The organism is Clostridium sp. OM05-5BH, assembly GCF_003481505.1.
GTDB classification, from domain to species: domain Bacteria; phylum Bacillota; class Clostridia; order Lachnospirales; family Lachnospiraceae; genus Otoolea; species Otoolea fessa.
Genome location: NZ_QULJ01000006.1, coordinates 74,620 through 99,023, shown reverse-complemented (window position 1 = coordinate 99,023; position 24,404 = coordinate 74,620). Strand labels below are relative to the sequence as shown.

At 49.2% G+C, this 24,404-nt stretch carries 18 protein-coding genes; 3 read left to right on the top strand and 15 right to left on the bottom strand.

The window, feature by feature from the left end; genetic code table 11:
* Positions 1-152: 152 nt before the first annotated feature.
* The 7 genes from prfB to DXB70_RS09245 form a co-directional block, all read right to left on the bottom strand.
* Entirely contained in the window at positions 153-1,280 is a 1,128-nt protein-coding gene (gene prfB / locus DXB70_RS09275) for a peptide chain release factor 2 (RefSeq protein ID WP_117796089.1), read from the bottom strand.
* Between the two features lie 212 nt (positions 1,281-1,492).
* Positions 1,493-4,075, bottom strand: a complete 2,583-nt coding sequence (secA, locus tag DXB70_RS09270; protein ID WP_117796090.1) for a preprotein translocase subunit SecA — start codon at positions 4,073-4,075, stop codon at positions 1,493-1,495.
* 335 nt (positions 4,076-4,410) lie between these two features.
* The gene (locus tag DXB70_RS09265; protein ID WP_207661054.1) at positions 4,411-5,196 is read right to left on the bottom strand and encodes an RraA family protein; all 786 of its coding nucleotides are present in this window, start codon (positions 5,194-5,196) and stop codon (positions 4,411-4,413) included.
* Between the two features lie 173 nt (positions 5,197-5,369).
* Positions 5,370-7,640, bottom strand: a complete 2,271-nt coding sequence (locus DXB70_RS09260) for a hydratase (RefSeq protein WP_118673178.1) — start codon at positions 7,638-7,640, stop codon at positions 5,370-5,372.
* A 98-nt stretch (positions 7,641-7,738) separates the two neighbouring features.
* Positions 7,739-8,788, bottom strand: a complete 1,050-nt coding sequence (locus tag DXB70_RS09255; protein ID WP_118673177.1) for a lactonase family protein — start codon at positions 8,786-8,788, stop codon at positions 7,739-7,741.
* Positions 8,789-8,927: 139 nt separating this feature from the next.
* On the bottom strand, positions 8,928-10,181 hold the full coding sequence (locus DXB70_RS09250) for an SLC13 family permease (RefSeq protein ID WP_118468422.1): 1,254 nt from the start codon (positions 10,179-10,181) through the stop codon (positions 8,928-8,930).
* Between the two features lie 126 nt (positions 10,182-10,307).
* The gene (locus DXB70_RS09245; protein WP_207665601.1) at positions 10,308-11,426 is read right to left on the bottom strand and encodes a PrpF domain-containing protein; all 1,119 of its coding nucleotides are present in this window, start codon (positions 11,424-11,426) and stop codon (positions 10,308-10,310) included.
* Positions 11,427-11,805: 379 nt separating this feature from the next.
* Here DXB70_RS09245 and DXB70_RS09240 point away from each other — a divergent pair, with 379 nt between their 5' ends.
* Complete coding sequence (locus DXB70_RS09240) at positions 11,806-12,648, top strand: LysR family transcriptional regulator (RefSeq protein ID WP_118673175.1); 843 nt, start codon at positions 11,806-11,808, stop codon at positions 12,646-12,648.
* Between the two features lie 24 nt (positions 12,649-12,672).
* Here DXB70_RS09240 and DXB70_RS09235 read toward each other — a convergent pair whose 3' ends face one another.
* Positions 12,673-12,951, bottom strand: coding sequence for a hypothetical protein (locus DXB70_RS09235; RefSeq protein ID WP_118673174.1), 279 nt, complete (start codon positions 12,949-12,951; stop codon positions 12,673-12,675).
* A 372-nt stretch (positions 12,952-13,323) separates the two neighbouring features.
* On the opposite strand from DXB70_RS09235, the gene raiA reads away from it, so the two are divergent.
* On the top strand, positions 13,324-13,851 hold the full coding sequence (gene raiA, locus DXB70_RS09230) for a ribosome-associated translation inhibitor RaiA (protein ID WP_022360630.1): 528 nt from the start codon (positions 13,324-13,326) through the stop codon (positions 13,849-13,851).
* Between the two features lie 181 nt (positions 13,852-14,032).
* Here the strand turns inward: raiA and DXB70_RS09225 are convergent, their stop codons facing one another.
* The 4 genes from DXB70_RS09225 to trxB all read right to left on the bottom strand — a co-directional run bounded on the left by DXB70_RS09225 (position 14,033) and on the right by trxB (position 19,401).
* Complete coding sequence (locus DXB70_RS09225; protein WP_118673173.1) at positions 14,033-15,700, bottom strand: formate--tetrahydrofolate ligase; 1,668 nt, start codon at positions 15,698-15,700, stop codon at positions 14,033-14,035.
* 125 nt (positions 15,701-15,825) lie between these two features.
* Entirely contained in the window at positions 15,826-16,470 is a 645-nt protein-coding gene (locus DXB70_RS09220) for a cyclodeaminase/cyclohydrolase family protein (RefSeq protein WP_118468430.1), read from the bottom strand.
* 254 nt (positions 16,471-16,724) lie between these two features.
* Positions 16,725-18,272, bottom strand: a complete 1,548-nt coding sequence (locus DXB70_RS09215) for an SH3 domain-containing C40 family peptidase (protein WP_118638302.1) — start codon at positions 18,270-18,272, stop codon at positions 16,725-16,727.
* Between the two features lie 211 nt (positions 18,273-18,483).
* The gene (trxB, locus tag DXB70_RS09210) at positions 18,484-19,401 is read right to left on the bottom strand and encodes a thioredoxin-disulfide reductase (RefSeq protein WP_118468434.1); all 918 of its coding nucleotides are present in this window, start codon (positions 19,399-19,401) and stop codon (positions 18,484-18,486) included.
* Between the two features lie 316 nt (positions 19,402-19,717).
* On the opposite strand from trxB, the gene DXB70_RS09205 reads away from it, so the two are divergent.
* A complete protein-coding gene (locus DXB70_RS09205; RefSeq protein ID WP_118638303.1) occupies positions 19,718-20,449 on the top strand; it encodes an SDR family oxidoreductase in 732 nt (243 codons plus the stop codon).
* On the opposite strand, the gene DXB70_RS09200 is transcribed toward DXB70_RS09205, so the two are convergent.
* The 3 genes from DXB70_RS09200 to DXB70_RS09190 form a co-directional block, all read right to left on the bottom strand.
* On the bottom strand, positions 20,446-21,819 hold the full coding sequence (locus DXB70_RS09200) for an MBOAT family protein (RefSeq protein ID WP_347559610.1): 1,374 nt from the start codon (positions 21,817-21,819) through the stop codon (positions 20,446-20,448). The genes DXB70_RS09205 and DXB70_RS09200 overlap by 4 nt on opposite strands.
* Before the next feature lie 655 nt (positions 21,820-22,474).
* Entirely contained in the window at positions 22,475-23,530 is a 1,056-nt protein-coding gene (locus DXB70_RS09195) for an electron transfer flavoprotein subunit alpha/FixB family protein (RefSeq protein ID WP_117796101.1), read from the bottom strand.
* Positions 23,531-23,559: 29 nt separating this feature from the next.
* Positions 23,560-24,351: an electron transfer flavoprotein subunit beta/FixA family protein gene (locus DXB70_RS09190; protein ID WP_118629344.1), complete on the bottom strand. Its 792-nt coding sequence runs from the start codon at positions 24,349-24,351 to the stop codon at positions 23,560-23,562.
* Positions 24,352-24,404: the final 53 nt, after the last annotated feature.

The following is a 24,404-nucleotide window of genomic DNA, read 5'->3' as shown; positions in this document are numbered from 1 at the left end:
TATTATCACATTTATTGACACTCTGCAATCTATTTTTTTCATAATAATCGAATTGTATCTGTAAAAAAACAGCCTGAACTGACGGCACTCGACAGAGTGTTTTCTTCTCTGTCAAACTTTTGTGCCGCCAATCCAGGCTGATTTATCTTCTTTTACGCCTCTTCTGTCTTCTGGTTTTTCAGGCTGATCCACTTTAAATACGCACTGATAAACAGATCAATATCTCCATCCATCACCGCGTTCACATTGCCATTTTCAGCGTTCGTCCGGTGATCCTTGACGAGCGTGTACGGCTGCATAACGTAGGAACGGATCTGGTTTCCGAAGTTGATGTCCTTGACATCGCCGCGGATGTCGGACAACTTCTCGGCATTTTCCTGTTGTTTGAGCAGGTACAGCTTTGCCTTTAACATCTGCATCGCCTTGTCCTTGTTCTGGAACTGGGAACGCTCATTCTGGCACTGTACGACGATACCGGTCGGCAGATGCGTGATACGGATCGCGGAGGACGTCTTGTTGATATGCTGTCCACCGGCACCACTCGAGCGATAAGTATCGATCCGCAGATCGTCCGGATTAATCTCCACATCCAGATCTTCTTCAATATCCGGCATGACATCACAGGAAACGAATGAGGTCTGACGCTTGCCAGCCGCGTTGAACGGGGAAATACGGACCAGACGATGGACGCCTTTCTCCGATTTCAGGTAGCCGTAGGCATTTTCGCCGTTGACCTGCAGTGTGATGGACTTAAGTCCCGCCTCGTCGCCATCCAGGAAATCAAGCACCTCGGTCGTAAAGCCCTTTTTGTCCGCCCAGCGCTGGTACATACGATACAGCATACTGCACCAGTCCATCGCCTCGGTACCACCCGCGCCCGCGTTCAGCTTGAGGATCGCGTTGCAGCCGTCGTACTCGCCGGACAGGAGTGTCTTTGTGCGGAGTTCTTCCAGCTCTTTGACGAACTCATCTAACATCTCCTGAATCTCCGGAATCATCGCCGGGTCATTTTCCTCATAGCCCATCTCAATCATGACCTGGATATCCTCATACTGCTGTTCAAGGTGCTTGTAGCCATCCACGGTATCTTTGAGATTTTTCGCCTCACGGACCGTCTTGGTCGAGCGCTCCGGATCATCCCAGAAGCCCGGTTCTTCCATTGATTTGTCAAGCTCCGTGATGCGGCGCTCCTTATTTTCCAGATCCAGGGAATCCTTGACCTCTTTCAGCGTCTCATCGTAGGTTGATAATGTATACTTAAACTGATCTAATTCAACCATGCTCTCACCTTCTCCATTCTCATCTATCTGCTGCCATTTTCCTCAACGGTTCAGCATTCTTTCAGTTATATTTTGTTACGGATCACACACATATAGACCGTAACTCTTTTTTATATTTGGAAAAATTCCCGGAACCAGGTATTTCGCCATAGTTTCGGGAATTTTCTGCACAGACTGCTGTAAAATCACGGCAGCCTGCCTTCTTTCATCTATTAATTCTTCGCGTACAGCTTCCGTCCACAACACTGTTTGTACTTCTTGCCGGAACCGCATGGGCACGGATCGTTCGGGTAAATCTTCTTCTCCTCACGCTTCTTCGGTGCCTGCACGGTGCTGTCGTCACGGTTGGTTCCCGTTACCTTGGCAGCCGGTTCACGCTCGACCTTCTGCTCTGCACGGATGTGGAACAGAATACGGACGGTATCCTCACGGATCGCTGCCGTCATGCTGTCGAACATCTCATAGCCGCTCATCTTATACTCAACCAGCGGGTCTCTCTGACCATATGCCTGCAGACCGATGCCTTCGCGCAGCTGATCCATATCGTCGATATGAGCCATCCACTTTGCATCAACCACTTTCAGAAGGATCACGCGCTCCATCTCGCGTACCTGTTCCGCGCTTGTAAACTCTGCCTCGCGTGTCTCATAAAGCTTCGTTGCCGCCTCTTTGAGCATATGTTTCAGCTCATTTTTCTTCATATGCTGCTGATCTTCCGTCAGCTGAATCGGCTCTAACGGGATAACCGGAAGCAGCAGGGAATTTAACTCGGACAGATCCCACTCAGCCGGTTCCTGCTCATCAGAGATGGACATATCTACGGCGTTTTCTACGATATCCGTGATCATCTTCATGATAACGGAACGCATATTCTCGCCATCCAGTACACGGCGGCGCTCTGCGTAGATTGCCTCACGCTGCTCGTTCATAACCTCGTCGTATTTTAACAGGTTCTCGCGGATACCGTAGTTGTTGGTCTCAATCTTCATCTGTGCCTTCTCAATCGCCTTGGAAAGCATCTTGTGCTCGATCTGCTCATTCTCCGGTACGCCCATGGCGTTGAACATATTCATCAGACGCTCTGAACCGAAGAGACGCATCAGATCATCCTCCAGGGACAGGTAGAAACGTGATTCACCCGGATCGCCCTGACGTCCGGCACGACCGCGCAGCTGGTTATCAATACGTCTGGACTCATGACGCTCTGTACCGATAATCTTTAAGCCGCCCAGTTCTCTGGAAATCTCATCCAGCTTGATATCCGTACCACGGCCTGCCATATTAGTCGCGATCGTAACGGCACCGTGGATACCTGCATCTGCTACGATCTCAGCCTCCAGCTCATGGAACTTCGCATTTAATACCTTATGCGGAATGCCGCGTCTTGTCAGCATCTTGCTCAGAAGCTCGGAAGTCTCGATCGTAATGGTACCAACCAGAACCGGCTGTCCCTTTTCATGGGCTGCTGCCACTTCCTCGACAACCGCATGGAATTTCTCTTTTTTCGTCTTATAAACCGCATCCTCGTAATCAATACGCTGTACCGGGCGGTTCGTCGGGATGGAGATAACGTCCATCTGGTAAATGTTACGGAACTCCTTCTCCTCAGTCTGTGCCGTACCGGTCATACCTGCTTTCTTATTGAACTTATTAAAGAAGTTCTGGAACGTAATGGTAGCCAGTGTGCGGCTCTCACGGCGCACATGTACGTGTTCTTTTGCCTCAATCGCCTGATGGAGACCATCGGAATAACGGCGTCCCGGCATGATACGTCCGGTAAACTCATCGACAATCAGAACCTCGTCATCTTTTACCACGTAGTCTTTATCGCGGAACATCAGGTAGTTGGCACGCAGTGCCAGAATGATGTTGTGCTGGATCTCCAGGTTCTCCGGATCCGCCAGGTTTTCGATGTGGAAGAAATCTTCGACCTTCTTCACACCAGCCTCGGTCAGGTTGACTACTTTATCTTTCTCATTGACTACAAAATCGCCTGTCTCCTCGATCTCCTCGCCCATGATGGCTGCCATCTTGGAAAATTCCGCTGATTCCTCGCCCTTTTCCAGCTGACGTGCCAGAATATCGCACACCTCATAGAGCTTCGTGGACTTGCCGCTCTGTCCGGAAATGATAAGCGGAGTTCTCGCCTCATCGATCAGGACGGAATCGACCTCATCGATAATCGCATAGTCCAGATTCCGCATAACCATCTGCTCTTTGTAGATCGCCATGTTGTCACGCAGATAATCGAAACCAAGCTCATTGTTGGTAACGTAGGTAATATCACAGTTGTAAGCTTCCCGGCGCTCGTCGGAATTCATCGAGTTTAAAACCACGCCGACCGTCAGACCGAGGAATCTGTGAACCTCGCCCATCCACTCTGCATCTCGTTTTGCCAGATAGTCGTTGACGGTAACGATGAATACACCCTTTCCAGCCAGCGCATTTAAGTACGCCGGTGCGGTGGAAACCAAGGTTTTACCCTCACCAGTACGCATCTCTGCGATACGTCCCTGATGCAGGACGATACCACCGATCAGCTGAACCGGGTAATGCTCCATATTTAATACTCGTCTCGCCGCCTCACGCACGGTTGCAAATGCCTCCGGCAGAAGGTCGTCCAGCGTCTCGCCGTTCGCAAGGCGCTCTTTGAACTTGCGCGTATTGTCACGCAGTTCATCATCCGATAAGGCAGTCATCTGCTCGCGCATACCTAGAATCTTATCCACGATCGGGCGGATCAGCTTCAGCTCGCGTTCGCTGTGGGTACCAAACACTTTCTCTATCAGATTCATGCTTTTCTCTCCTATTTCTTACATTCTAAATCTAGTTATTTTATTTCATTCCATCATAAATGATATGTTTTAATACATAAAGATCATATAGGCATAGTTATACAATCTTATTTATTCTAACACTAACGGGGATTTTATTCAATGATTTCATTATTTTTTTACATTTACGCTGCGCTCGCGCCCGGCTGAGATAACCCGAACCTGCCGTATCCGGAAAATCCCAGCCATAAAATAAGCCCCTCCATACACGAACAAAAGGACCTGCTTACCTCGCTTCCAGCATGGTAAACAAATCCCTGTTTCTATGAAATATATCCCCCGAAAATACCTATTTATTATTTTGCTTTTTTCAGTTCCTCAATCCCGCCGCCTGCTTCCAGAATCCGGGAAAATTCTTCTTCTTTTGCCGCGGACTTCTCCGCTTTTTCAAGCACTTCCTCGACAAGCTCATTCGGAACAATGCAGACACCCGAACCGTCTGCCACGATCAGGTCGCCCGGCATGACAAGGCAGCCGCAGAGGCTGACCGGTCCGTTCACTTCTGCACACTCCATGCGGTATTTTCCGGTCATCGGCGTCACGCCGCAGGAAAAGACCGGGAAATCCATCCGGCTGATCTCCTCCGTATCGCGGCAGCTTCCATAGGCGATGCAGCCAGCAAATCCCCGCACTTTTGCCAGATGGCAGCTCTGTCCGCCGATGTTGGAATATTCCAGATTTCCGCCGAAATCCGACACCAGCACATCGCCCGCCTCGCCCAGATAGAAAATATCCTTCGTGGACATCAAAATCTTATCTTTGTCTCGCTGTCCCTGCGTCGCCGTCTTGCGGGACGGGATGCTGCGGACCGTGACAGCTGTTCCCACCAGGCGTGAGCCTGCCTTGACTGGCTTTAAGCAGGTGTTTGGAACAGCACCGTGAATGCCGTAAGTATCCAGAATGTCCGATACAGCCGTACTCATATCTTCCAGCGCATAGTAGCGGTCAATCACCTCTTTGCTGGTACGTGGAATCTGAATCTGCACAATCTTTTCGCGCGGAACTGTGCCCCAGATGCGCCCTTCTGCCTTATATTTTTCATAATCAGCGTCTCTCTGCGCCTGCATTTCTTCTATATTCATAGACTCTCTTTCCCTTTCTTTTAAACTATTTCTCACGTTTTGGCTGTTTCAATCTTTCGCGACTGATTATACGCCCGCAGTCCCCGCCCCATCGGGCATCCGGGATTCCGGGCGTACAGACAGGATTCAGCGTCTACTCACAATACTCACAAGCAACCGCCCGATTCCCATTTTTATTTTGTGTTTTTGTAAAAGTTAATCAAGCTTCCCGCCAGCAGAACTTCCTTCTCCGCCTCGGTCACATCCTTGAGAGCCAGCATAAGCTTCCGGCTGCTGCCGTCTGTTCCGATAACGGTTGCTTCAAATTCCTTTGCACCCTTTTCAACTGCTTCACGGATACCCGGCAGATATACATACTCGCCAGCTTCCAGATTAATTTCCGCCTCATCACAGGTAAATGGAAGGATACCCCAGTTGACGCAGTTGCTGCGGTAACGCTTGGTTGCGTACTCGATACAGATGTCAGCCAGACCGCCAAGCACCTTCTGACAGCTTGCTGCATACTCACGGGCAGAACCATCACCCGGACGTTTTGCATACAGTACGGACCCAATACCGGTTGTCTGCATCAGCTCCTCAAGCGATGTTGTAACGCCAGCTGCCTGCAGTACCTGATAAAATTCACCAGCCTTAGCGCTGTCACCAGCCAGACGAGCCTTCTCATACTCCTGTGCCGCTTTCGCACGGCCAACATACTTCGGATCCTTACGAATCAGGGTAAATTCTGAAATCTTGTACGGATTAGAACGATAGGAGGCTGTCTCACCGGACGGAATCAGTTCGTCTGTGGTTGTCACTTCGTCACGGATTACGCTGGCTACCTGTAATAACAGATTTTCTTTTAACGGCTCCATCTCCGGCCAGTCCTTGATGGACGGTCCATAAACGATCTCTGTCTCCGGTTTTGCTTTTCCAAATCCATTGTATACAATGTTCTCGTAAATGTGCTCATTGAATTCATAGGATGGTGTTTCAAATACAACCGGGCAGTTCTCTGCAGAGGTTAAATAGCCGCCATTAAATGCAGTTGCCGCGATTGACTTGGAATCCATCAGTGCAACCGATGCGATCTGACCGGTTGCCGGGTTGCTTCCCTCACGGTTCGGGAAGTTACGAGTGCTATGACGGATACAGAAATCATTGTTTCCAGGTGCATCCGATGCGCCGAAGCACGGTCCGCAGAATGCTGTCTTCACACGCACCCCATATCCCATCAGGTCATTTAAGACACCGATTTTGTTTAACTCATACATAATCGGCTGAGATGCCGGATAAATATTGAATGGGAAGGTTCCCAGTCCTTTGTCCATCTTCTTCGCGATCTGGTCAACCGCATAGATATTTTCGAAGGAACCGGCTGCACAGCCTGCGATCGCCGCCTGATCAACCTTGATCTTGCCGTCATGAATCTTAGAGCAGAGATCCAGATGAATATCCTTGTTATTCTCGAAAACACGCTCTGCCTCTTTTTCTACCATCTTTAAATATTTCTCCGGTTCAGCGATGACATCCGCTAACGGATATGCATTGCTTGGATGGAACGGAAGCGCAATCATCGGAACGATCGTATCCAGATTTACCTCTACTACGCCGTCATAGAGTGCTGCATTGCCCGGAACCATCTCCTTGAAGCCCTGCGGACGTTTGTGAATCTCGAAATACTCTTTTACCTTGTCATCGGTCTCCCATACAGAAGACAGGCAGGCAGACTCGGTTGTCATCGTATCAATACCGTTTCTGAAATCCATTGAGAGGCTGTGTACGCCCGGTCCAATGAACTCAAGGACTTTATTCTTCACAAAATTATTCTTAAATACCTTGCCGATGATGCTCAAAGCCACATCCATCGGACCAACCCACGGCTTCGGGGTACCGGTTAAAAGAACGGCAATCACACCCGGATAGTCGATCTCATAGTATTTTCCCAGCATTGCCTTTGCAAGCTCCGGACCGCCTTCGCCGATGGAGACAGAACCCTGTGTACCATAACGGGTGTGGGAATCGGATACAATCGACATATCGCCGGAGTTAACGATCATCTCACGCATGTACTGATGGATGACTGCCTCATGCGGCGGAACGAAGATACCACCGGATTTGCGGCAGGCAGATTCTGCATATTTGTGGACATCGGTGTTAATAGTACCTCCGACTGCACACAGACAGTTATGGCAGTTTGTAAATACACACGGCATCGGGAACTCTTTCAGACCGCTTGCGTAAGCTGTCTGGAGAATGCCGACGTAGGTATTGTCATACACACCCATAGAATCAAACTGGATTTCCAGATGTTCCATATTGTCTGAGTGATTGTGTTTTGAAAGCACCTGCCAGGTCAGTGTTTCTTTCTTTGCTGCTTCTTCAGAAAGCTTTGCAGCTTCCTCTGCACTTGCAATGTGATCGTTATTTATAATGAATTGTTTTCCCTCATGTAAGGTTACCATATATGTACTCCTTTCGTTACGATTCGTGCCAATCGAATCATTCTCATTTTTCTGCTAAAAATCGGCTTTTCAATTCAAAAATATCTCGGCTTTTTTCTCTACCGGGTCTTAAATACTATGCAGACGGGGCTCTCCGTTTCTACTACCACCGGATTTTCCTGTAAACTTCCATTCTCATTTCTCTTGAAGCATACAATGGTGTCTGTTACCTCATTGGCTGCAGCAACCCACTCTCCATCCGGACTGACAGTCAAAAATCTTGGCTGTTCACCGCCGGTCTTAATGTTCTGCATCCAGCTCATCCGGCCTGTCTCAGCGTCAAGATGGTACACGCTCACGCTGTCATGCTTGCGGTTCGATACGTACAGGGTCTTTCCCTCTGCATCCATATCGATAGCGCTCGCCCAGCCGTCTCCAGCATAGTCCTCCGGCAGACTCGTCAAAATCTGCATCGGCTCCAGCGTTCCCTCGTTCTCATCAAACCGGTACGCCGCTACCGTACTGTCTTTCTCATTCACGCAATAGCAGAAACGGTTGCTCGGTGCAAATACGCAGTGTCTCGGCTCTGCCCCTGTGCGTCCCTTGATGGCAAAATGCTCTCTCAGTGTTCCTTCTGTTCCGTTTGTTTCAAATAATGTAATTTTTCCGACACCCTGAAGCCGTCCCTGGGATGGAACTGCCAGCCAGCGTCCGCTCCGATCAAGCATCGTCTGATGCGGATGGGAAATATAACCCGGACCGCCGTTACCGGAAATGAAATACAATTCCTTGATTTTTCCAAGACTTCCATCCTCCAGCACCGGAATCAATGAAACTGCACCGGTCTGTAAATTTGCCACATACAGCCATTTTCCGCTTCTATCAAGCACCAGATGCACCGGATTCGTTCCGTGTGTGCCCACTGTATTGCAGTAGACAAGATTTCCATCCGGCTGGATTCGATAAGCGCTGACTTCGCTGTAATCACCATGAATGGTATACAGCATGTCCTGTGCTTCATTCAGACAAAAATAGGACGGATTAACCGGACCTTCTAAAAGTCCAACCGGTTTCCAGGTTCCATTTTCTATCTCAAAAATACGGATGCCTTTGCCGCGGGCGTTACGCTCCTTGGTGGTGCGGCATCCTACATATGCGAACTGTTTCATGATAGATTCTCCCTATCCTTTCCTTAAACTTCCACTTAACGTTTGTTCAGAAACCAGCCTGTTCCATTTTCAAAACCAAATCCATTCAAAATGGCATTCCGTTTTCTGAACTTCCGCTTTCTCCTCTTGGCTCTGTCAATTATCCAACAAAACTTGTCACTCCGATAAAGGTCAGTACACACACAATCACAACGACTGTCGCGGACAGTGCGAACAGAGTACCGAACATCTTCTGCTGCTCCTTATCGCTGCAGTCCGTCTCCTGTGCATAGCTTGCCAGAATCAGGCTGCCGCCGGTTGAAAGCGGGCTGATACCTGCAACAGTTGCGCTGCACACGATTGCAGTGATAATCTGCATGACGGATGCACCACCTACCTGGGATGCGATATCCGGAACCGTCGGAATCAGAGTCGGGAATACAACGCCGTTTGCACTGGAAAACCAGGACATTAAGCCTGCCGTAAAGCCCATGATCGAACCAGCCGTCCGCTTCGTCATAAAGGATGCCAGGATGGAGGAAAGCAGGTCGATGCCGCCCATTGTCTGGGTAATATTCATCAGAACATTGACGCCTGCAATCAGAATCAGAACACTCCACGGAATCGCCTTGATCGCTTTTTTCTCATCTGCTGTTCCAAGTAAAATCAGAATCATTGCCAGTGTGAAGCAGAGAAGTCCTACATCATAGGAGAAGCCGACAACCAGCACAACCATGATTACCAGAGCAATCAGGCTGAGCCACTGATTCCGCGTAAATTTCTCCACCTTTTTCTCGCCGCTCTCTGCATTTCCGCGCAGCTTGTAGCCGCCTAAAAGGATATACATCGCAACTGCACAGACAAAGTTGCTGACGCTGACACCGATGAAAATATTGTTGATGGAACCTTCAATTCCCATCTCTGTCATCATATCACCTACGATAATACCTGTCAGGGCAATCGGGGAAGCCGTTCCGCCGACCGCACCGAGAATCGCCATGACACCCATCAGAATCGGACTTACCTTCATCTGTACTGCCAATGCGACTGCAAAAAGGACGGTAACCGACTGCACGCTGATCGCGCCCGGTCCAGCTGCAGATAAACCAAAACTAACTACATAAATGATAATCGGTACTAAAAATAAATGTTTCCCGCAAAGTCCTATCAGACGATCCGATATCTTTTCCAGAGTTCCATTCTGCTGTAAGAGGCTGAAAAACAGCATCGTTCCGAGCAGGGTTGCAAACAGCTTAAATGGAAATCCTTTATAGATATCTGACGCACCTATGCCGCCAATTTTTCCCAGTATCAAAGCCAGACCGAAGCAGACCAGACCTACATTTGTTTTCTTCACAAATCCAAGTACAATCGCCCCAATCAGGCATCCAAGTGCTACTACCTGAAGTCCCATAATCATTCTCCCTCTTCTATCTTGTGTTTGTTGCCAGGTTACCTTTATTCTTTTACGACGTCCATTGCAATGTGGCAAAGCTTGCTTTTTTACTTTTCCAGCTATCTTCCATTTTCATTTCTTGCATTAGTCTCTCACATACACCCAGCCGTCCATGATACGTCTCGCCGTCCGTGTCACGCCGCCCTTGATGACTTTTTCGCCGTCCATCTTAACATCCACTTCGGTCACGCCACTCGCATGTCCCAGACGGATAATATCCTGATCCGGCGCCGGGTTGACAATCTCATTGACGATTGTGCCTGAAATCCGTGCTGCTGCGCCTGTTCCGACTGCTACAGTCATCGGGTACGCCTTGTGAAGTGCGCCGACCGAGATCGCCCGGCAGCAGAGATCCATCGTATCCGCTTTTACTTCATTTCCATCCATATTGATGTAGTCTTGCGGAGCAGAGACGATGGAAACCTTCGGAGCCGACGTCGATTTCGTCCGCGCGTCCTCCCAGTTCTCCACGAAACCGCATTTCACTGCCGCCATGCCGCGGATACGCTCGATGTGTTCCATCACATCTTTATTTTGATTCAGTTCCGTAAGCTCGGATCCCTTAATTCCCAGATCCGATGCTTTGATAAATACCATCGGGTTCGAACAATCAAGTACAGTCACTTCCGCCGGACCATATCCCGGTACATCGAATACCTCTTTTTTCTGACCGGTCGGGAACAGCTTTCCTGTCTTGGAACCAGCCGGGTCCTCAAAATACATATCGATGCGGGAACCCGTTCCCGGAACCCCCTGAATCACCTCGTCGCCGTGTACCATCGCATGACCGTCCTCAACGCGGACATGTTCCTCAATGATCTTATTGGTGTTCGTATTTAACACGCGCACCACCGTGATCGGCTCAACCGCCGGAACCAGACCTTCATCAATCGCAAACGGACCAACCGCCGATGAGATGTTTCCGCAGTTTGCCCTTCCGTCCACTCTCGGAATCACGATATCCACCTGACGGAATGTGTATTCCACATCCACGCCCGGCTTGTCGGACGGTGCAATGATCGCAATCTTGCTGGTCGAAGAAACCGTTCCTCCCATGCCGTCAATCTGCTTCACATCCGGGGTACCCATGACTTTCAGGAAAATATCATCCCAAAGACTCTTATCCTCCGGCAGATCCTTCTCGTGGAAAAATACCGCTTTGCTGGTACCTCCTCTCATGTAGACACATGGATATTTTTTCATGTACATAATTCTCCTCCTTCTCCTATAATGCTTATTTTCATTGAACCTTCTTTTTTGTTTCACTGCTTCTATGTTGTGTTTTTACTTTCACATCTGCAGCTGCCCTTGTGCTGTGTTTTGAACGGAGTTTTCCTTGGCTCCTGCCCTGTATCGCACGAAATTTTCAGTTCAGAAAATCCCCACCTGTGAACAGTTACAAATTCCTGCTGCCACCACGTTTTCTTACGGCACTTTCGGTTCCAAAAGTGCCTACCTGTGAACAGCAACCAACTTACTATTAATTTTTTCTTATACATACTATAACTCATTGCCCCATCCGCTGTAAAATGGTATGATCTTATCAAACTTCATAACGATTTGGAATGATAAGGAGTTCGATATGGATAAACGTAACTATGAACTGCTGCTGGCGCTCGACCAGCACAAAAATATAACAAAGGCGGCGCAGTCTCTCTATATGACACAGCCTGCCATCACCAAGCGGATTCAGAAGATGGAAGAAGAACTGCACTGTCCGCTGCTCATCCGCTCCAAGCGCGGCGTGCTCCTCACCCCGGCAGCCGAAAGCCTGCTGCCCTGCGCCCGCACGATCCTAAAAAATATGGAGCAGATGGAAGAACTCGCTGCCGCCAGCCAGGACTATATCTGCGGCACGCTGCGACTCGGCTGTTCTCTGAACTACGCCCACTACCGCCTCCCGGCAATCCTCAAGGACTACACAGACCGCTATCCCAAAGTAGAGGTGCATATCACGACCGAGCAGAGCCGCCAGCTCTACAAGATGCTTTGCAAAGAAGAAATCTCCCTCGCCATCCTGCGCGGCGAATATAACTGGGACGGCAAAAAGATTCTTCTCGCCTCCGAACCCATGTGCCTGATCTGCAGCCGCGAGGACGCAGGGCGTCCTCTGACCGACTATCCGTACATCAGCCACAACACCGACTCCGGCTTAAATTCCCAGCTTTTCTCCTGGTTCGAAGCGCGTGGACTGACCGGCATCCGACGGAATTTCCAGATCGACAGCATCGATACCTGCAAGGAAATGGTGCGGTATGGGCTTGGCTGGAGTATCCTGCCGTCCATCTGCCTGAATAATTTTGACGGCTACACCGAGGCGCTTTTCTGGCAGGATGGCACACCCTTTGTCCGCAATACGTATCTGCTCTGCCAGCCCACCAGTGATCGACTTCCGCAGGTCAAGAAGTTTCTGGAACTTCTCTAAAATGCCACCCTGCTTCGATCCCGTTCAGGGTGCCTGCTGCAAAACGCCGCCTCCCTGCCTATCCAGGTAAAACGTTTTTTCTTCTGCCAGCCCGCCAACTTTATGGTAAACCAGACAAGTTGCACAAAATGTATGTTCGGCTTTCTTGTTGTCCACATTATCCACATTTTGTCCCCAGTTTTGTGGATAAGTTTTGCACACCCATTTTTTCCCTTTTTTAGGGAAAATGGAGTTTTGCACCGACTTATCCACATTATCCACAATTTCCGTCTGTTCACGAAGCCCCCGTTTTCCCCGGCGCATTTTGATTTCTTTTTTGTTCAGATCTCATAAACTTGCATATTTCTTCCAAAAATACAAGCAGATCTATTGACAAATGAAGAACCCTCGCATTGCCTCCAAACCCCCGTTTTTCCTAGCTTTTTCGACCTTTTTTTGTTGCAAAAACACACCCATTCTGCCCTATCCTGCAAGACTCTTTTTTAATATTTCATTGTCCGCCGCACAAACCGCGCGCAACTCCCTTATAAAACAACAGCAATTCGTGAAAAATCAAACGACACAGTATTTCGACCTGTTTTTCAATTAATTGTGTTGACAATTTTGCGAAAAAGGTTGAATTTAACATCCAAAAGTGGTATACTATAGCCATCCCAATAAAAAGGAGCGATGATTATGCGTTATAAGATTACTGGAAGAAATATCAATGTTACCCCGGGGTTAAAAGCAGCTGTAGAGGAGAAGATCGGAAAGTTAGAGCGATACTTCAATCAGGACACCGAAGTGAATATCACACTTACGGTTGAGAAAGATCGTCAGAAGATCGAGGTTACCATCCCTGTCAAAGGCACCATCATCCGTGCAGAGCAGGAAAGCAACGATATGTATGTATCGATTGATTTGGTAGAAGAAATCATCGAGCGTCAGCTCAAAAAATATAAGAATAAAATCGTAGACAAGAAACAGGCAGCCGTTGCATTCTCTGACCTCTTCATAAACGAAGAGTATGATTCCAACGACGAAGTAGATATCGTCAAAGTAAAGAAATTCGCTATGAAGCCGATGGATCCGGAAGAGGCTTGTGTACAGATGGAACTCTTAGGACATAGTTTCTATGTATTCCTGAATTCCGAGACCGAGCAGGTCAATGTTGTTTACAAACGTAAAGGCAACACCTACGGATTGATTGAACCAGAATTTTAATTCATCGCTTCGTACTATAAGTAGACAAGTTTCCTGGCAAAAAGGGGAGCTGCCATGTGGCAGTTCCCCTTTTTGCGTTGTGTTAAGTTCCATTCATATTCTATTTCTTTTCGTAACTGTTCAGTACCTTCACAGTCACGCGCAGTAAATGCGCAGACCTACTGAACAGTTACTTCTTTTTTTAGAACAGACCCGTGATCCGTCCATTCTCATCGACATCGATCTTCTCTGCCGCTGGCATCTTCGGAAGTCCTGGCATCGTCATGATGTCGCCGGTCAACGCTACGATGAATCCTGCGCCCGCGGATACTTTCAGGTTGCGGACAGTTACTATAAAGTTCTTCGGTGCGCCGAGCAGCTTCGCATTGTCCGAAAAGCTGTACTGCGTCTTCGCCATACAGATCGGATAGTTACCAAATCCAAGCTCAGTCAGGCGTTTTGCCTGCTTCTTTGCTGCATCCGTGAGTACAACGCCATCGCCGTGGTAGATCTTCTTCACGATCGCATCCAGCTTCTCCTCGATCGTTGTATCGGTCTCGTAGCAGTAGTGGAAATCGCTCTCAGTCTCGCACAGGCGGATGACTTCTTTTGCCAGCTCCTCGCCGCCTTCTCCGCCTTTCGCCCATACCTCGGACAGAGCTACATTGACACCGACCTCATGGCACTTGTCCTCGATCAGCTTTAATTCTGCCTCGGTATCCATTGGGAAGCGGTTGATCGCTACGACACACGGAAGTCCATATACCTTGGTAATATTTTCTACATGCTGCATCAGGTTCGGAAGTCCCTTCTCCAGTGCTTCCAGATTCTCTGCGTTTAAGTCAGCCTTCGCCACGCCGCCGTGATGCTTCAGGGCACGTACTGTCGCTACTACAACGACCGCCGACGGTTTCAGCTCTGCCATCCGGCACTTGATATCCAGGAATTTCTCCGCACCCAGGTCAGCGCCGAAGCCAGCCTCTGTGATCGTGTAATCACCCAGCTTTAATGCCATCTTTGTCGCAATGACGGAGTTACATCCATGCGCGATGTTCGCGAACGGACCGCCGTGGATAAATGCCGGTGTATGCTCTAAGGTCTGTACCAGATTTGGTTTCAGGGCATCCTTTAAAAGAGCCGTCATCGCGCCCGCTGCTTTCAGATCACCGGCAGTGACCGGTTCCTCGTCATAGGTATAACCTACGATAATCTTGGAAAGGCGTTCTTTCAGATCCGTAATATTGCGTGCCAGGCACAGAACTGCCATGATCTCGCTGGCAACCGTGATGTCATATCCGTCCTCACGGGTCACGCCATCCACGCGGCGTCCCAGACCATCTACGATGTTGCGGAGCTGACGGTCATTCATATCGACAACACGCTTCCAGGTAATACGCTTCGGATCGATGCGGAGTGCATTGCCCTGATAGATATGATTGTCCAGCATCGCTGCCAGCAGGTTGTTTGCTGCGCCGATCGCGTGGAAATCACCGGTAAAATGGAGGTTGATATCCTCCATTGGAATGACCTGTGCATATCCGCCGCCAGCTGCACCACCTTTGACACCAAAGACCGGTCCCAACGACGGCTCACGAAGCGCTACGGTTACCTTTTTGCCAAGACGTTTCAATCCGTCTGCCAGACCGACCGTGGTCGTGGTCTTTCCTTCTCCGGCTGGAGTCGGGTTGATCGCGGTCACCAGAATCAGTTTTCCATCCTTGCCCTCGGTCTCTTTCAGAAGACTGTAGTCAACCTTTGCCTTATAATTTCCATACTGCTCCAGATACTTCTCGTCTACGCCTGCTGCCTGTGCAATCTCACCGATTTTCAGTGGATTCGCTGCCTGTGCAATCTCAATATCTGTCATCATTACTCCTGTACCTCCCTGTTTTTGCGGTTTTGCCTGTTACGGAAGTTTTCACACAGTGAATGTTATCTGCTTTATCTTCTGTAAAGAAGATCCCCCCTGTGAATTTCCCGGAAAGGCTGTGAATGTTATCTATTATATACTGTGTCTGACAATTTGGAAAGACACAAAATTGATTTTTCACAAAAAATTGCATCCGATTCCAGTTTTTCTACTCTTTTCTCAAGTTCTGATACATAACTTTCGTCCTTGATCGATGCCAGATTGATCTTCACATTAAAGAGGGCACCCACAACCGCTGTCCGGGCTAACATCGCCGCAATCAGACCGTCGGAAACGGCACCTTTATTGCCCCTCTTTACGACCGCTTCCGCCATCGGAAAAATCTTTGCCGCTGACTCCGCAATCGCAAGCGGCGCTTCGGTCGCCTCTTTTAACCCCTGCTGCAGGGCGGCAGTGCGGATTTTTTTCTCCTCCTCCGTCTCCTTCGGAAGCTTCAGCGCTCTCATATATCCATTGAACGATTCGCTGTCCTTTTTGATCCCCGCCAGCAACTCCTCATGCAGCGCAGCGCCCTCAGCTGCCAGCGCCTGCATTTCCTCCTGCACCCCGGCATATTTTTCCTTTCCGATCGTCAGATTTGCCACCATTTCCATCAATGCCGCGCCCAGCGCCCCCACCATCGCCGACACGCTTCCGCCGCCCGGTACAGACGCCTTCGAAGCAGTTTCTTCTACAAACTGGTTTACGGAAAGTTCTCTTAATTCTGCCATGATTTTTCTCCTTTTTTATAAAAAGAATGTGCCTTGGCACATTCTCGCGCCGAGCGCGGTCGCTTGCGACATGTTTCTGCTTCGCGCGAGTGCATACATTTTCCTATGAAAATGAAAAAATACCGCAAAATTACTTGTCTCACCGATCAGAAATCTTCTGCCCCGCTGGCAACGTAATTTTGCGGTATTCCCACCGAGCCCTACGGATATGAAATCGTTCCGTAAGAACCGATATACTCCTTTATCTGCGTTTACTAATTTAAGAATGAAACTGCCTTACACGGTGTTCGGTAGTTGGACGGCGAAATCTTGATGCCGCTCTTTGCCGTACTTGCGTGGATAACCTGTCCATTGCCTATGTAAAGTGCTACGTGATTGATATAATTGCCGCTCGCATAAAAAAGCAGATCGCCCGGCTGTACTGCGCTGACCGCAACCTCCTTGCCCTTTGCCGCCTGATCTCTCGAGCTTCGTCCGGTTGAAATACCGAAATGTGCAAATACACTCATTGTAAATCCGGAACAGTCCGCGCCGTTTGTCAGACTGGTTCCGCCGTATACATACGGATTTCCAAGGAACTGCTTTGCATATGCCACAACCGCAGAACGGGTAGCATTTGTTACTTCATTTCCAGAAGAGGACGTACCGCCTGTGCCTGGTCCGCCGCCCGGTCCAACGCCGCTTGCAGTGGTCGCTTTCGTCGCTGCCGCGGTAGTCGGCGCTTTCGTCTCAGCTGCCTTTGTCGTCTCCTTGGCTGCCGCTGTCGTCCCAGCTGCCTTGCTTTCGCTCGGATTCGCCTCTATTGTTCCGCTGTAGGAAGTCTCCGGTGCTTTGGTCGTCTCTTTGGCAGCTGCCGTGGTTTCCTTCGCTGCTGCCGTGGTTTCCGCTGCCCTCGACTCTTCCTCGGCTTTCTTCTTTACCTGTTCCAGGTTCTCGATCGCCGCATTCGCTTCCTGTTTCAGTTTTTCTTCTTCAGCTTTCTGCTGCTGTTCCTCAGCTACGGAAACTGCCTGTTTAAAGTCTACCTGTGTCGTAATATAATCTTTATACACATATCCGACCAGATCATTATCGACGGAAATCTTGGCAAAATCGCCCTCTTCTCCGATCACCTCATACTCTGCATCGGCAGAAAGAAGATCCAGCGTCTTGCCCTCTAAGCTCGGCGTCTCTCTCAGGCGAAGCGTAGAGGTATTTGTAACCTTCGCGTAGGTTGTGCCGACCTCCCTGGCAATCTTGGACGCCTCCTCGCCAGTCACAAAATACTGTGCTTTAATATAACCGGTCACGGACCCCGACTGGATATGGTACCATTTGCCGCCCTCGCCGTCCACCGTGTCCAGAATCGTCGCCGCACAGTTATTGTAAATCTTTCCGACTACCTCGCTGCTGGTGCTCGCCTGTGCGCGCACATTGACATAATTGGTCACACGGGAAATCGCGATATTATCGTAGATCGACTTAGACATCGCGCGGACAACCGCCTCTGTCTCGCCAGTTGTCTCCTTTGGCTGGGCTTTCGTCTCTGCTGGCACCTGTGCCGGTTTGGCTGTCTGCGCACCGCCTGACACGCCCGTCTGACCGGCTCCCGCCACTGCCAGAACTTCTTTAGAAGCAAATGCCTCCGCCAGCTCTTTTTCCGGGTTCAAGCTGCTCGCATAGTAATTATTGATCGCCACTGACGCACCAGCGACCGGGGCATCCGTCTCCAGATTCATCGCCGCCTGGGCGCTCATCTGTCCCGTCCCTGCCATCACAAGGCACGCTCCTGATGCTATCAGAAATTTCAGCGTTTTTCTCATAAGGACCTCCTACTCTTCTGTCCGTTCTGTTCCGTCGTTTTATCTCAAACTGTAACTGTTCAGTACCTTCACAGTCACGCGCAAAAATCCATTAAAAATTGCCTACGGCAATGGGATTTTTGCCTGCTGCCCCATGTTTTCGTACGGTCAGCGCAGTAAATGCGCAGACCTACTAAACAGTTACTCTGTTTTCTTCTATGTTAAAAATGAGTTATGCCTGAAGATATCGCTCTGCAGATGCCACGCAGTTTGCACCGTCCGATGCCGCTGTCAGAATCTGGCGCAGCGCCTTGGTCCGGACATCTCCGGCTGCAAATACGCCCGGAACGCTCGTCTGACCGCTCTCATCCGCCCGGATATAGCCCTGCTCATCAAGCTCTAACTGACCCGCATACAGCTCACTCTCCGGTGCGATTCCGACCGCAATAAAAACACCATCCACGTCCAGCCGCTTCTCTTCTCCGGTTTTGGTCTGTCTCAGCCGCAATGCCTCCACCTGACCATTTCCTTCAATCGCAGCCGTCTCGCTGTTCCAGACAAATTCAATATTTTCAAGCGCCTGTAAGCGCTCCTGCAGCCGTTTTGCCCCGCGAAGCTTGTCTCTGCGGTGGACGATATATACTTTTTCACACATCCGTGCAAGAAAAATTGCATCTTCCAGCGCCGCGTCGCCGCCGCCCACAACGGCAACCGTCCTTCCCCGGAAAAATGCCCCGTCGCAGGTCGCGCAGTATGAAACGCCTGCCCCGCGAAGTTCCTCTTCTCCCGGCACCTCCAACGTCCTGTGATGTGCTCCGGATGCCAGAATCACACAGCGTGCCTCATACGTCTCTTCCTCGCAGACTACTTTCTTCACATTTCCTGAAAGCTCGACCTGCACGACCTCATCCTGTACAACTCTTGCTCCCAGCTTGTTTGCATGCTCCCGGAACTGTCTGGAAAGCTCAAAGCCGGTCACACCCGGAAATCCCGGATAATTGTCCACCTCCCAGGTATTCAGCACCTGTCCGCCGCTGATTCCATTCTTCTCTATCACAATCGTGTCCAGACATGCCCGCTGTGCATAAATCGCCGCACTCAAGCCAGCTGGTCCGGAACCAATGATTATTATATCATACATGGTATACAGTTCCTTTCTTCCGAATCTGTTCGGTAATTGATCCGCTCTATCGCTGTGTCAGATCCATTTGGTTTTAGTATAACACATTTTGGCACTTTCATACAATGCTGTAAAACACTCAGAACAGCAAAAAATGGATGAAAATTTCTTACGATTTTATGACAGGCGGAAAAATGAAACTATTTCATGAATTTTAAATACATGCTATAATTCAATCAAATATGATGTTGGAGTCAAAAGCTTTTGACCCCTCTGATACCGAATTGCTCTGCACTGCGTGCTCCCGCAATTCTCAAAAACATTCGCATATAAGGAGTTTACTGCCATGAATCATAAAACTATCCTCGTAACCGGCGCTTCCCGCGGAATCGGGAAAGCGATTGCATTAACCTACGCCAGGAATGGCTGGGATGTCGTGATTACCTGCCTGAGGCGGGAAGAAGAATTAAAAAAGACCCAGCGCGAAATCGAAGCGCTGGGCGTTTCCTGCCTTGCCTGGATGGGCGATGCGGGCGATTTTGAGAGCTGTTCCCGCCTGTTTGACGCGATCCGGGAGCGCTTCGGTTCCCTGGATGTCCTCGTCAACAATGCAGGGATTTCCTACATCGGTCTGTTCCAGGATATGACGCCGGACGAGTGGAACCACATTCTCAATACCAACCTGACCTCCGTCTTCAACTGCTGCCGCCTCGCTGTTCCGATGATGGTGTCACGCAAATCGGGACGCATTCTCAATATTTCCTCCGTCTGGGGCGTCTGCGGCGCTTCCTGCGAAGTCGCCTATTCTGCCACCAAAGGCGGCATCAACGCCATGACGCGCGCCCTCGCGAAGGAACTTGCGCCGAGCAGCATCCAGGTCAACGCGATCGCCTGCGGCGCTATTGACACCGAAATGAACCAGTTTCTCGATGAAGAAGAACGGAATGCCCTGCTGGAAGAAATTCCAGCCGGACGTATGGGGCGTGCCGAGGAAGTCGGAAAACTGGCATACCAGCTGGGGAGCGAGAACTCCTATTTAACGGGACAGATAATTCAACTGGACGGCGGCTGGATCTAAAACCTGAAATAAATAAACGGATTATACGTGCTGCTGACGAGATACATGGTACACAAAAACAGCAGCACAGCCATAATCACAATATCCACTGTCTTTGTCACTTCTTTCTCATACAAATGCTCCCGCAGCTTCGGGCATATACTCTGCACGATGCCCGAAAGCAGCACGCCCAGCACCGCAAGAAAAATCACCTTCCGATTCACGAACAGCGACGCCGGATAGATGCCGTTCTCCCAGGTAAACATCTGATGCAGGATCACTTTCGCATCCGCCAGCGTATCGGCGCGGAAGAACACCCAGCCAACCACTACAACCAACGCCGTATAGATGTGATTCAGTCCCCGGAAGCAGTTCTTCTCCAATAGCTTCCCAAGTCCCATGCGTTCCACCACCAGAAACAGCCCATGGTACAATCCCCAGATGATAAAGGTTGCCCCAGCGCCATGCCAGAGCCCGGTCGCAAAAAAGACAATCAGCAGATTAATATACGTCCGCACCTGCCCTTTCCGGTTGCCGCCCAGCGGGATATAAAGATATTCCCTAAACCAGGTCGAGAGTGAAATATGCCAGTGTCTCCAGAACTCGCGGATCGAGGTAGAGATATACGGATAATTGAAGTTCTCCATAAAATCAAATCCAAACATTTTTCCCAATCCGATCGCCATATCCGAATATCCCGAAAAATCAAAATAAATCTGAAGTGTGTACAAAACCGCCAACATCCACGCATTGACCGTTCCCAGCTGTGCCAGCGGTTTCTCCATCATCCAGTCCACCGTCGCCGCAAAGGTATTAGCAAACAACATTTTTTTCGCCAGTCCGTAGGAAAAGCGCTTGATTCCATACGCCATCCCCTCCGCCGTACACTGCCGGTTCCCAATCTGTTCGCAGACATCGTGATACTTGACGATCGGTCCCGCGATGAGCTGCGGAAAGAAAGAAATATAGAGCGCCAGATGAAAGATATTTTTTTGCGCCTGAATCGTCCCCCGGTACACATCCACCACGTAGGAAAGCGCCTGAAACGTGTAGAAGGATATTCCGACCGGAAGAGCAATCTCGCGGAAAGAAAGTGTATGTGCGCCGCCCGCAAAGCGGCTTAACAGAGAATTTGCAATCTCGACTGCGAAGTTAAAATATTTGAAATAGCCCAGAAGAAGGAGGTTTAAAAACACGCAGGTTGTAACAGCAAAGCGCATTCTGTGTTTACTCTGCATCCTCCCAATCCACAATCCAAAGAAATAATTCAGCCCGATCGAAACAAGCATCAGAATCACATACTTCGGCTCGCCCCACGCATAAAAAAAGAGACTGGCAGCCAGAAGGACGCCATTGCGGATATGCAGATTTTTCGTTATAAAATAAAGCAAAAATACCGCTGGCAAAAAATACCATAGGAACACAAGGGAACTAAATAACATAAATCATACCATCCTGTATTTGTTACTGTTCACGCATACGTGCCCAGTAACAGAATTCGCCGTGGTTTCGCATTTAAATACGGCAACTTCCTGCCGCCACCACGTTTTCTTACGGCACTTTCGGTTCCAAAAGTGCCTACCCGTGAACAGTAACCTGTATTTTCTTATATAGCAGATAAATCATATCTATATTCCAGATACTCTATTATACGGGCAATCCACCTTAATCTGTCAAGTGTTTTTGACCAGAATAAAAAATGTGCCTTTTTGTGTAATAGCAAATTCTAAGAAATTTCCTATTACACAAAAAAACCCTGCCTCCCAGGCTCATCACCTCGGAAACAGGGTTCTCTTTACTCGCTGGCATGGGACTGCGGAGTACTGGGTGGATTCAAGTCGAACGTTCGTGAGACTTGGCGCGTGATTCTGGTCAGCGAAGCTGACATATTCCTATCAGAATCACTGCGCATCCTCGCGGAGCGTTTATCTCAGTCTTCTCGACTGAGATAAATCCGTCCAGCCGGCGCTGTCTCATATATTTATCAGAGAAAAACATACAAAACTCTACTGCTATATGCTAAGAAGATTTCTCTTCCTATTTTAATTAGTTGTTCTTAGCTGCTGCTTTAGCTTCTTTGATCTTCTCAGTCAGCATCGGAACGATCTTGTTTAAGTCACCTACTACGCCGTAGTCAGCAACATCGAAGATCGGAGCAGACTCATCTTTGTTGATAGCAACGATGATGTCAGACTCTTCCATACCTGCCAGATGCTGAATAGCACCGGAGATACCGATTGCAAAGTATACGTTCGGGCGAACAGTCTTACCTGTCTGACCTACCTGAAGATCCTTCGGCTTCCAGCCAGCATCTACAACTGCACGAGAGCAGCTTACGGTACCGCCGATAGCCTCTGCCAGATCATCCAGAATCTTGAAGTTCTCCGGGCTTCCTACGCCACGACCGCCGGATACAAGGATCTTAGCATCCATGATATCAACGGTGTTGGATACAGCCTTAACAACTTCCAGAATATCAACATATTTGTTGTTCTTTGTGAATCCCGGATTGAACTCAGTAACAACAGCTTTTTTGCCAGCTTCCTTCGGAGCCTTCTGCATAACACCCGGACGAACGGTTGCCATCTGCGGACGGAAATCCGGGCAAGCGATGGTAGCGATGGTGTTGCCGCCGAATGCCGGACGAGTCATAAGCAGCTGATTGTGCTTTGTCTCTCTACCCGGAACCGGATTCATCGGGAAATCACCGATATCAAGTTTTGTACAGTCTGCAGTCAGACCTGTATGGATTCTAGCGCAAACACGCGGACCAAGGTCACGACCGATTGCAGTAGCACCGATCAGGAAGATTTCCGGTTTGAACTCTTCGATAACAGATGCGATTGCATGTGTGTACGGCTCTGTACGGTACTCTTTTAACTCCGGATCGTCTACAACGATAACCTTGTCTGCACCGTACTCTGCTAACTGATCTGCAAGACCCTTAACGTCAGAACCAACTAAAACAGCGGTTACCTCTACTCCTAAATCTTTTGCTAATTCTTTACCTTTGCCAATCAGCTCAAAAGCGATATTGCTGATAACATTATCCACCTGCTGTGCAAAGACAAATACGCCCTTATATGCTTCTAAGTTGTTCATCTTATTCACCACTCTTTTCTATAAAATAATTAGATAATGTGTTTCTCTGCCAGTTTGCCAACGATATAATCTGCGGAAGCTGCCGGATCCAGTTCTACCTTCTCGCCAGCACCCTTTCTTACCTTATCGGAAGCTTTTGCGATCTGTGTCGGTGAACCCTTCAGACCGAGGTTGGAATCCTCAACCTCTTTCAGATCTTTTCTGCCCCAAACGGTAATCTCTTTTGCGTATGCATCGAAGATTCCGCCCGGAGTCATGTAACGCGGCTCGTTTAACTCTGCAAGAGCGGTTAAAAGACACGGAAGCTGTGCTTTTACTACGTGATATCTATCATCATACTGACGCTCAACTACGATGTATTTCTCAGCTTCGTTTACTTCACGGATGTTCTGAGCGTAGCTGATTACCGGAAGTCCAAGATGCTCGGAGATCTGCGGACCTACCTGAGCGGTATCGCCATCGATAGCCTGACGGCCAGTAATGATTAAGTCATAATCCAGGTTGCGAAGTGCGCCTGCGATTGTCTGGGAAGTAGCCCAGGTATCTGCACCACCAAGTACACGGTCAGTTACAAGAACACCATTGTCTGCGCCCATAGCCATAGCCTCGCGAAGAACCTCTTCAGCCTTCGGAAGACCCATAGTAACTACGGTAACTTCTGCACCATACTGATCTTTTAAGCGAAGCGCTGCCTCCAGACCTGCTTTATCATCTGGGTTCATGATTGCCAGCATTGCGCTTCTGTCAAGAGTACCATCCGGGTTAAATTTAACTCCGCCTTTGGTATCCGGAACCTGTTTTACACAAACTACAATTTTCACGGTATTTTCACTCCTTATTTTTTTCTTTTTTCTCTAGGACTGAGATTGTTCTG

What these genes read in the sequence shown, in the direction of transcription:
- DXB70_RS09255 (WP_118673177.1), bottom strand. Translation starts at nt 8,788, where the DNA reads ATGAAACAGTTCGCATATGTAGGATGCCGCACCACCAAGGAGCGTAAC.
- DXB70_RS09225 (WP_118673173.1), bottom strand. Translation starts at nt 15,700, where the DNA reads ATGATGACAGATATTGAGATTGCACAGGCAGCGAATCCACTGAAAATC.
- DXB70_RS09260 (WP_118673178.1), bottom strand. Translation starts at nt 7,640, where the DNA reads ATGGTAACCTTACATGAGGGAAAACAATTCATTATAAATAACGATCAC.
- DXB70_RS09215 (WP_118638302.1), bottom strand. Translation starts at nt 18,272, where the DNA reads ATGAGAAAAACGCTGAAATTTCTGATAGCATCAGGAGCGTGCCTTGTG.
- DXB70_RS09205 (WP_118638303.1), top strand. Translation starts at nt 19,718, where the DNA reads ATGAATCATAAAACTATCCTCGTAACCGGCGCTTCCCGCGGAATCGGG.
- DXB70_RS09265 (WP_207661054.1), bottom strand. Translation starts at nt 5,196, where the DNA reads ATGAATATAGAAGAAATGCAGGCGCAGAGAGACGCTGATTATGAAAAA.
- prfB (WP_117796089.1), bottom strand. Translation starts at nt 1,280, where the DNA reads ATGGTTGAATTAGATCAGTTTAAGTATACATTATCAACCTACGATGAG.
- DXB70_RS09220 (WP_118468430.1), bottom strand. Translation starts at nt 16,470, where the DNA reads ATGGCAGAATTAAGAGAACTTTCCGTAAACCAGTTTGTAGAAGAAACT.
- DXB70_RS09195 (WP_117796101.1), bottom strand. Translation starts at nt 23,530, where the DNA reads ATGAACAACTTAGAAGCATATAAGGGCGTATTTGTCTTTGCACAGCAG.
- DXB70_RS09235 (WP_118673174.1), bottom strand. Translation starts at nt 12,951, where the DNA reads ATGCGCCGGGGAAAACGGGGGCTTCGTGAACAGACGGAAATTGTGGAT.
- secA (WP_117796090.1), bottom strand. Translation starts at nt 4,075, where the DNA reads ATGAATCTGATAGAGAAAGTGTTTGGTACCCACAGCGAACGCGAGCTG.
- DXB70_RS09250 (WP_118468422.1), bottom strand. Translation starts at nt 10,181, where the DNA reads ATGGGACTTCAGGTAGTAGCACTTGGATGCCTGATTGGGGCGATTGTA.
- DXB70_RS09240 (WP_118673175.1), top strand. Translation starts at nt 11,806, where the DNA reads ATGGATAAACGTAACTATGAACTGCTGCTGGCGCTCGACCAGCACAAA.
- raiA (WP_022360630.1), top strand. Translation starts at nt 13,324, where the DNA reads ATGCGTTATAAGATTACTGGAAGAAATATCAATGTTACCCCGGGGTTA.
- DXB70_RS09245 (WP_207665601.1), bottom strand. Translation starts at nt 11,426, where the DNA reads ATGAAAAAATATCCATGTGTCTACATGAGAGGAGGTACCAGCAAAGCG.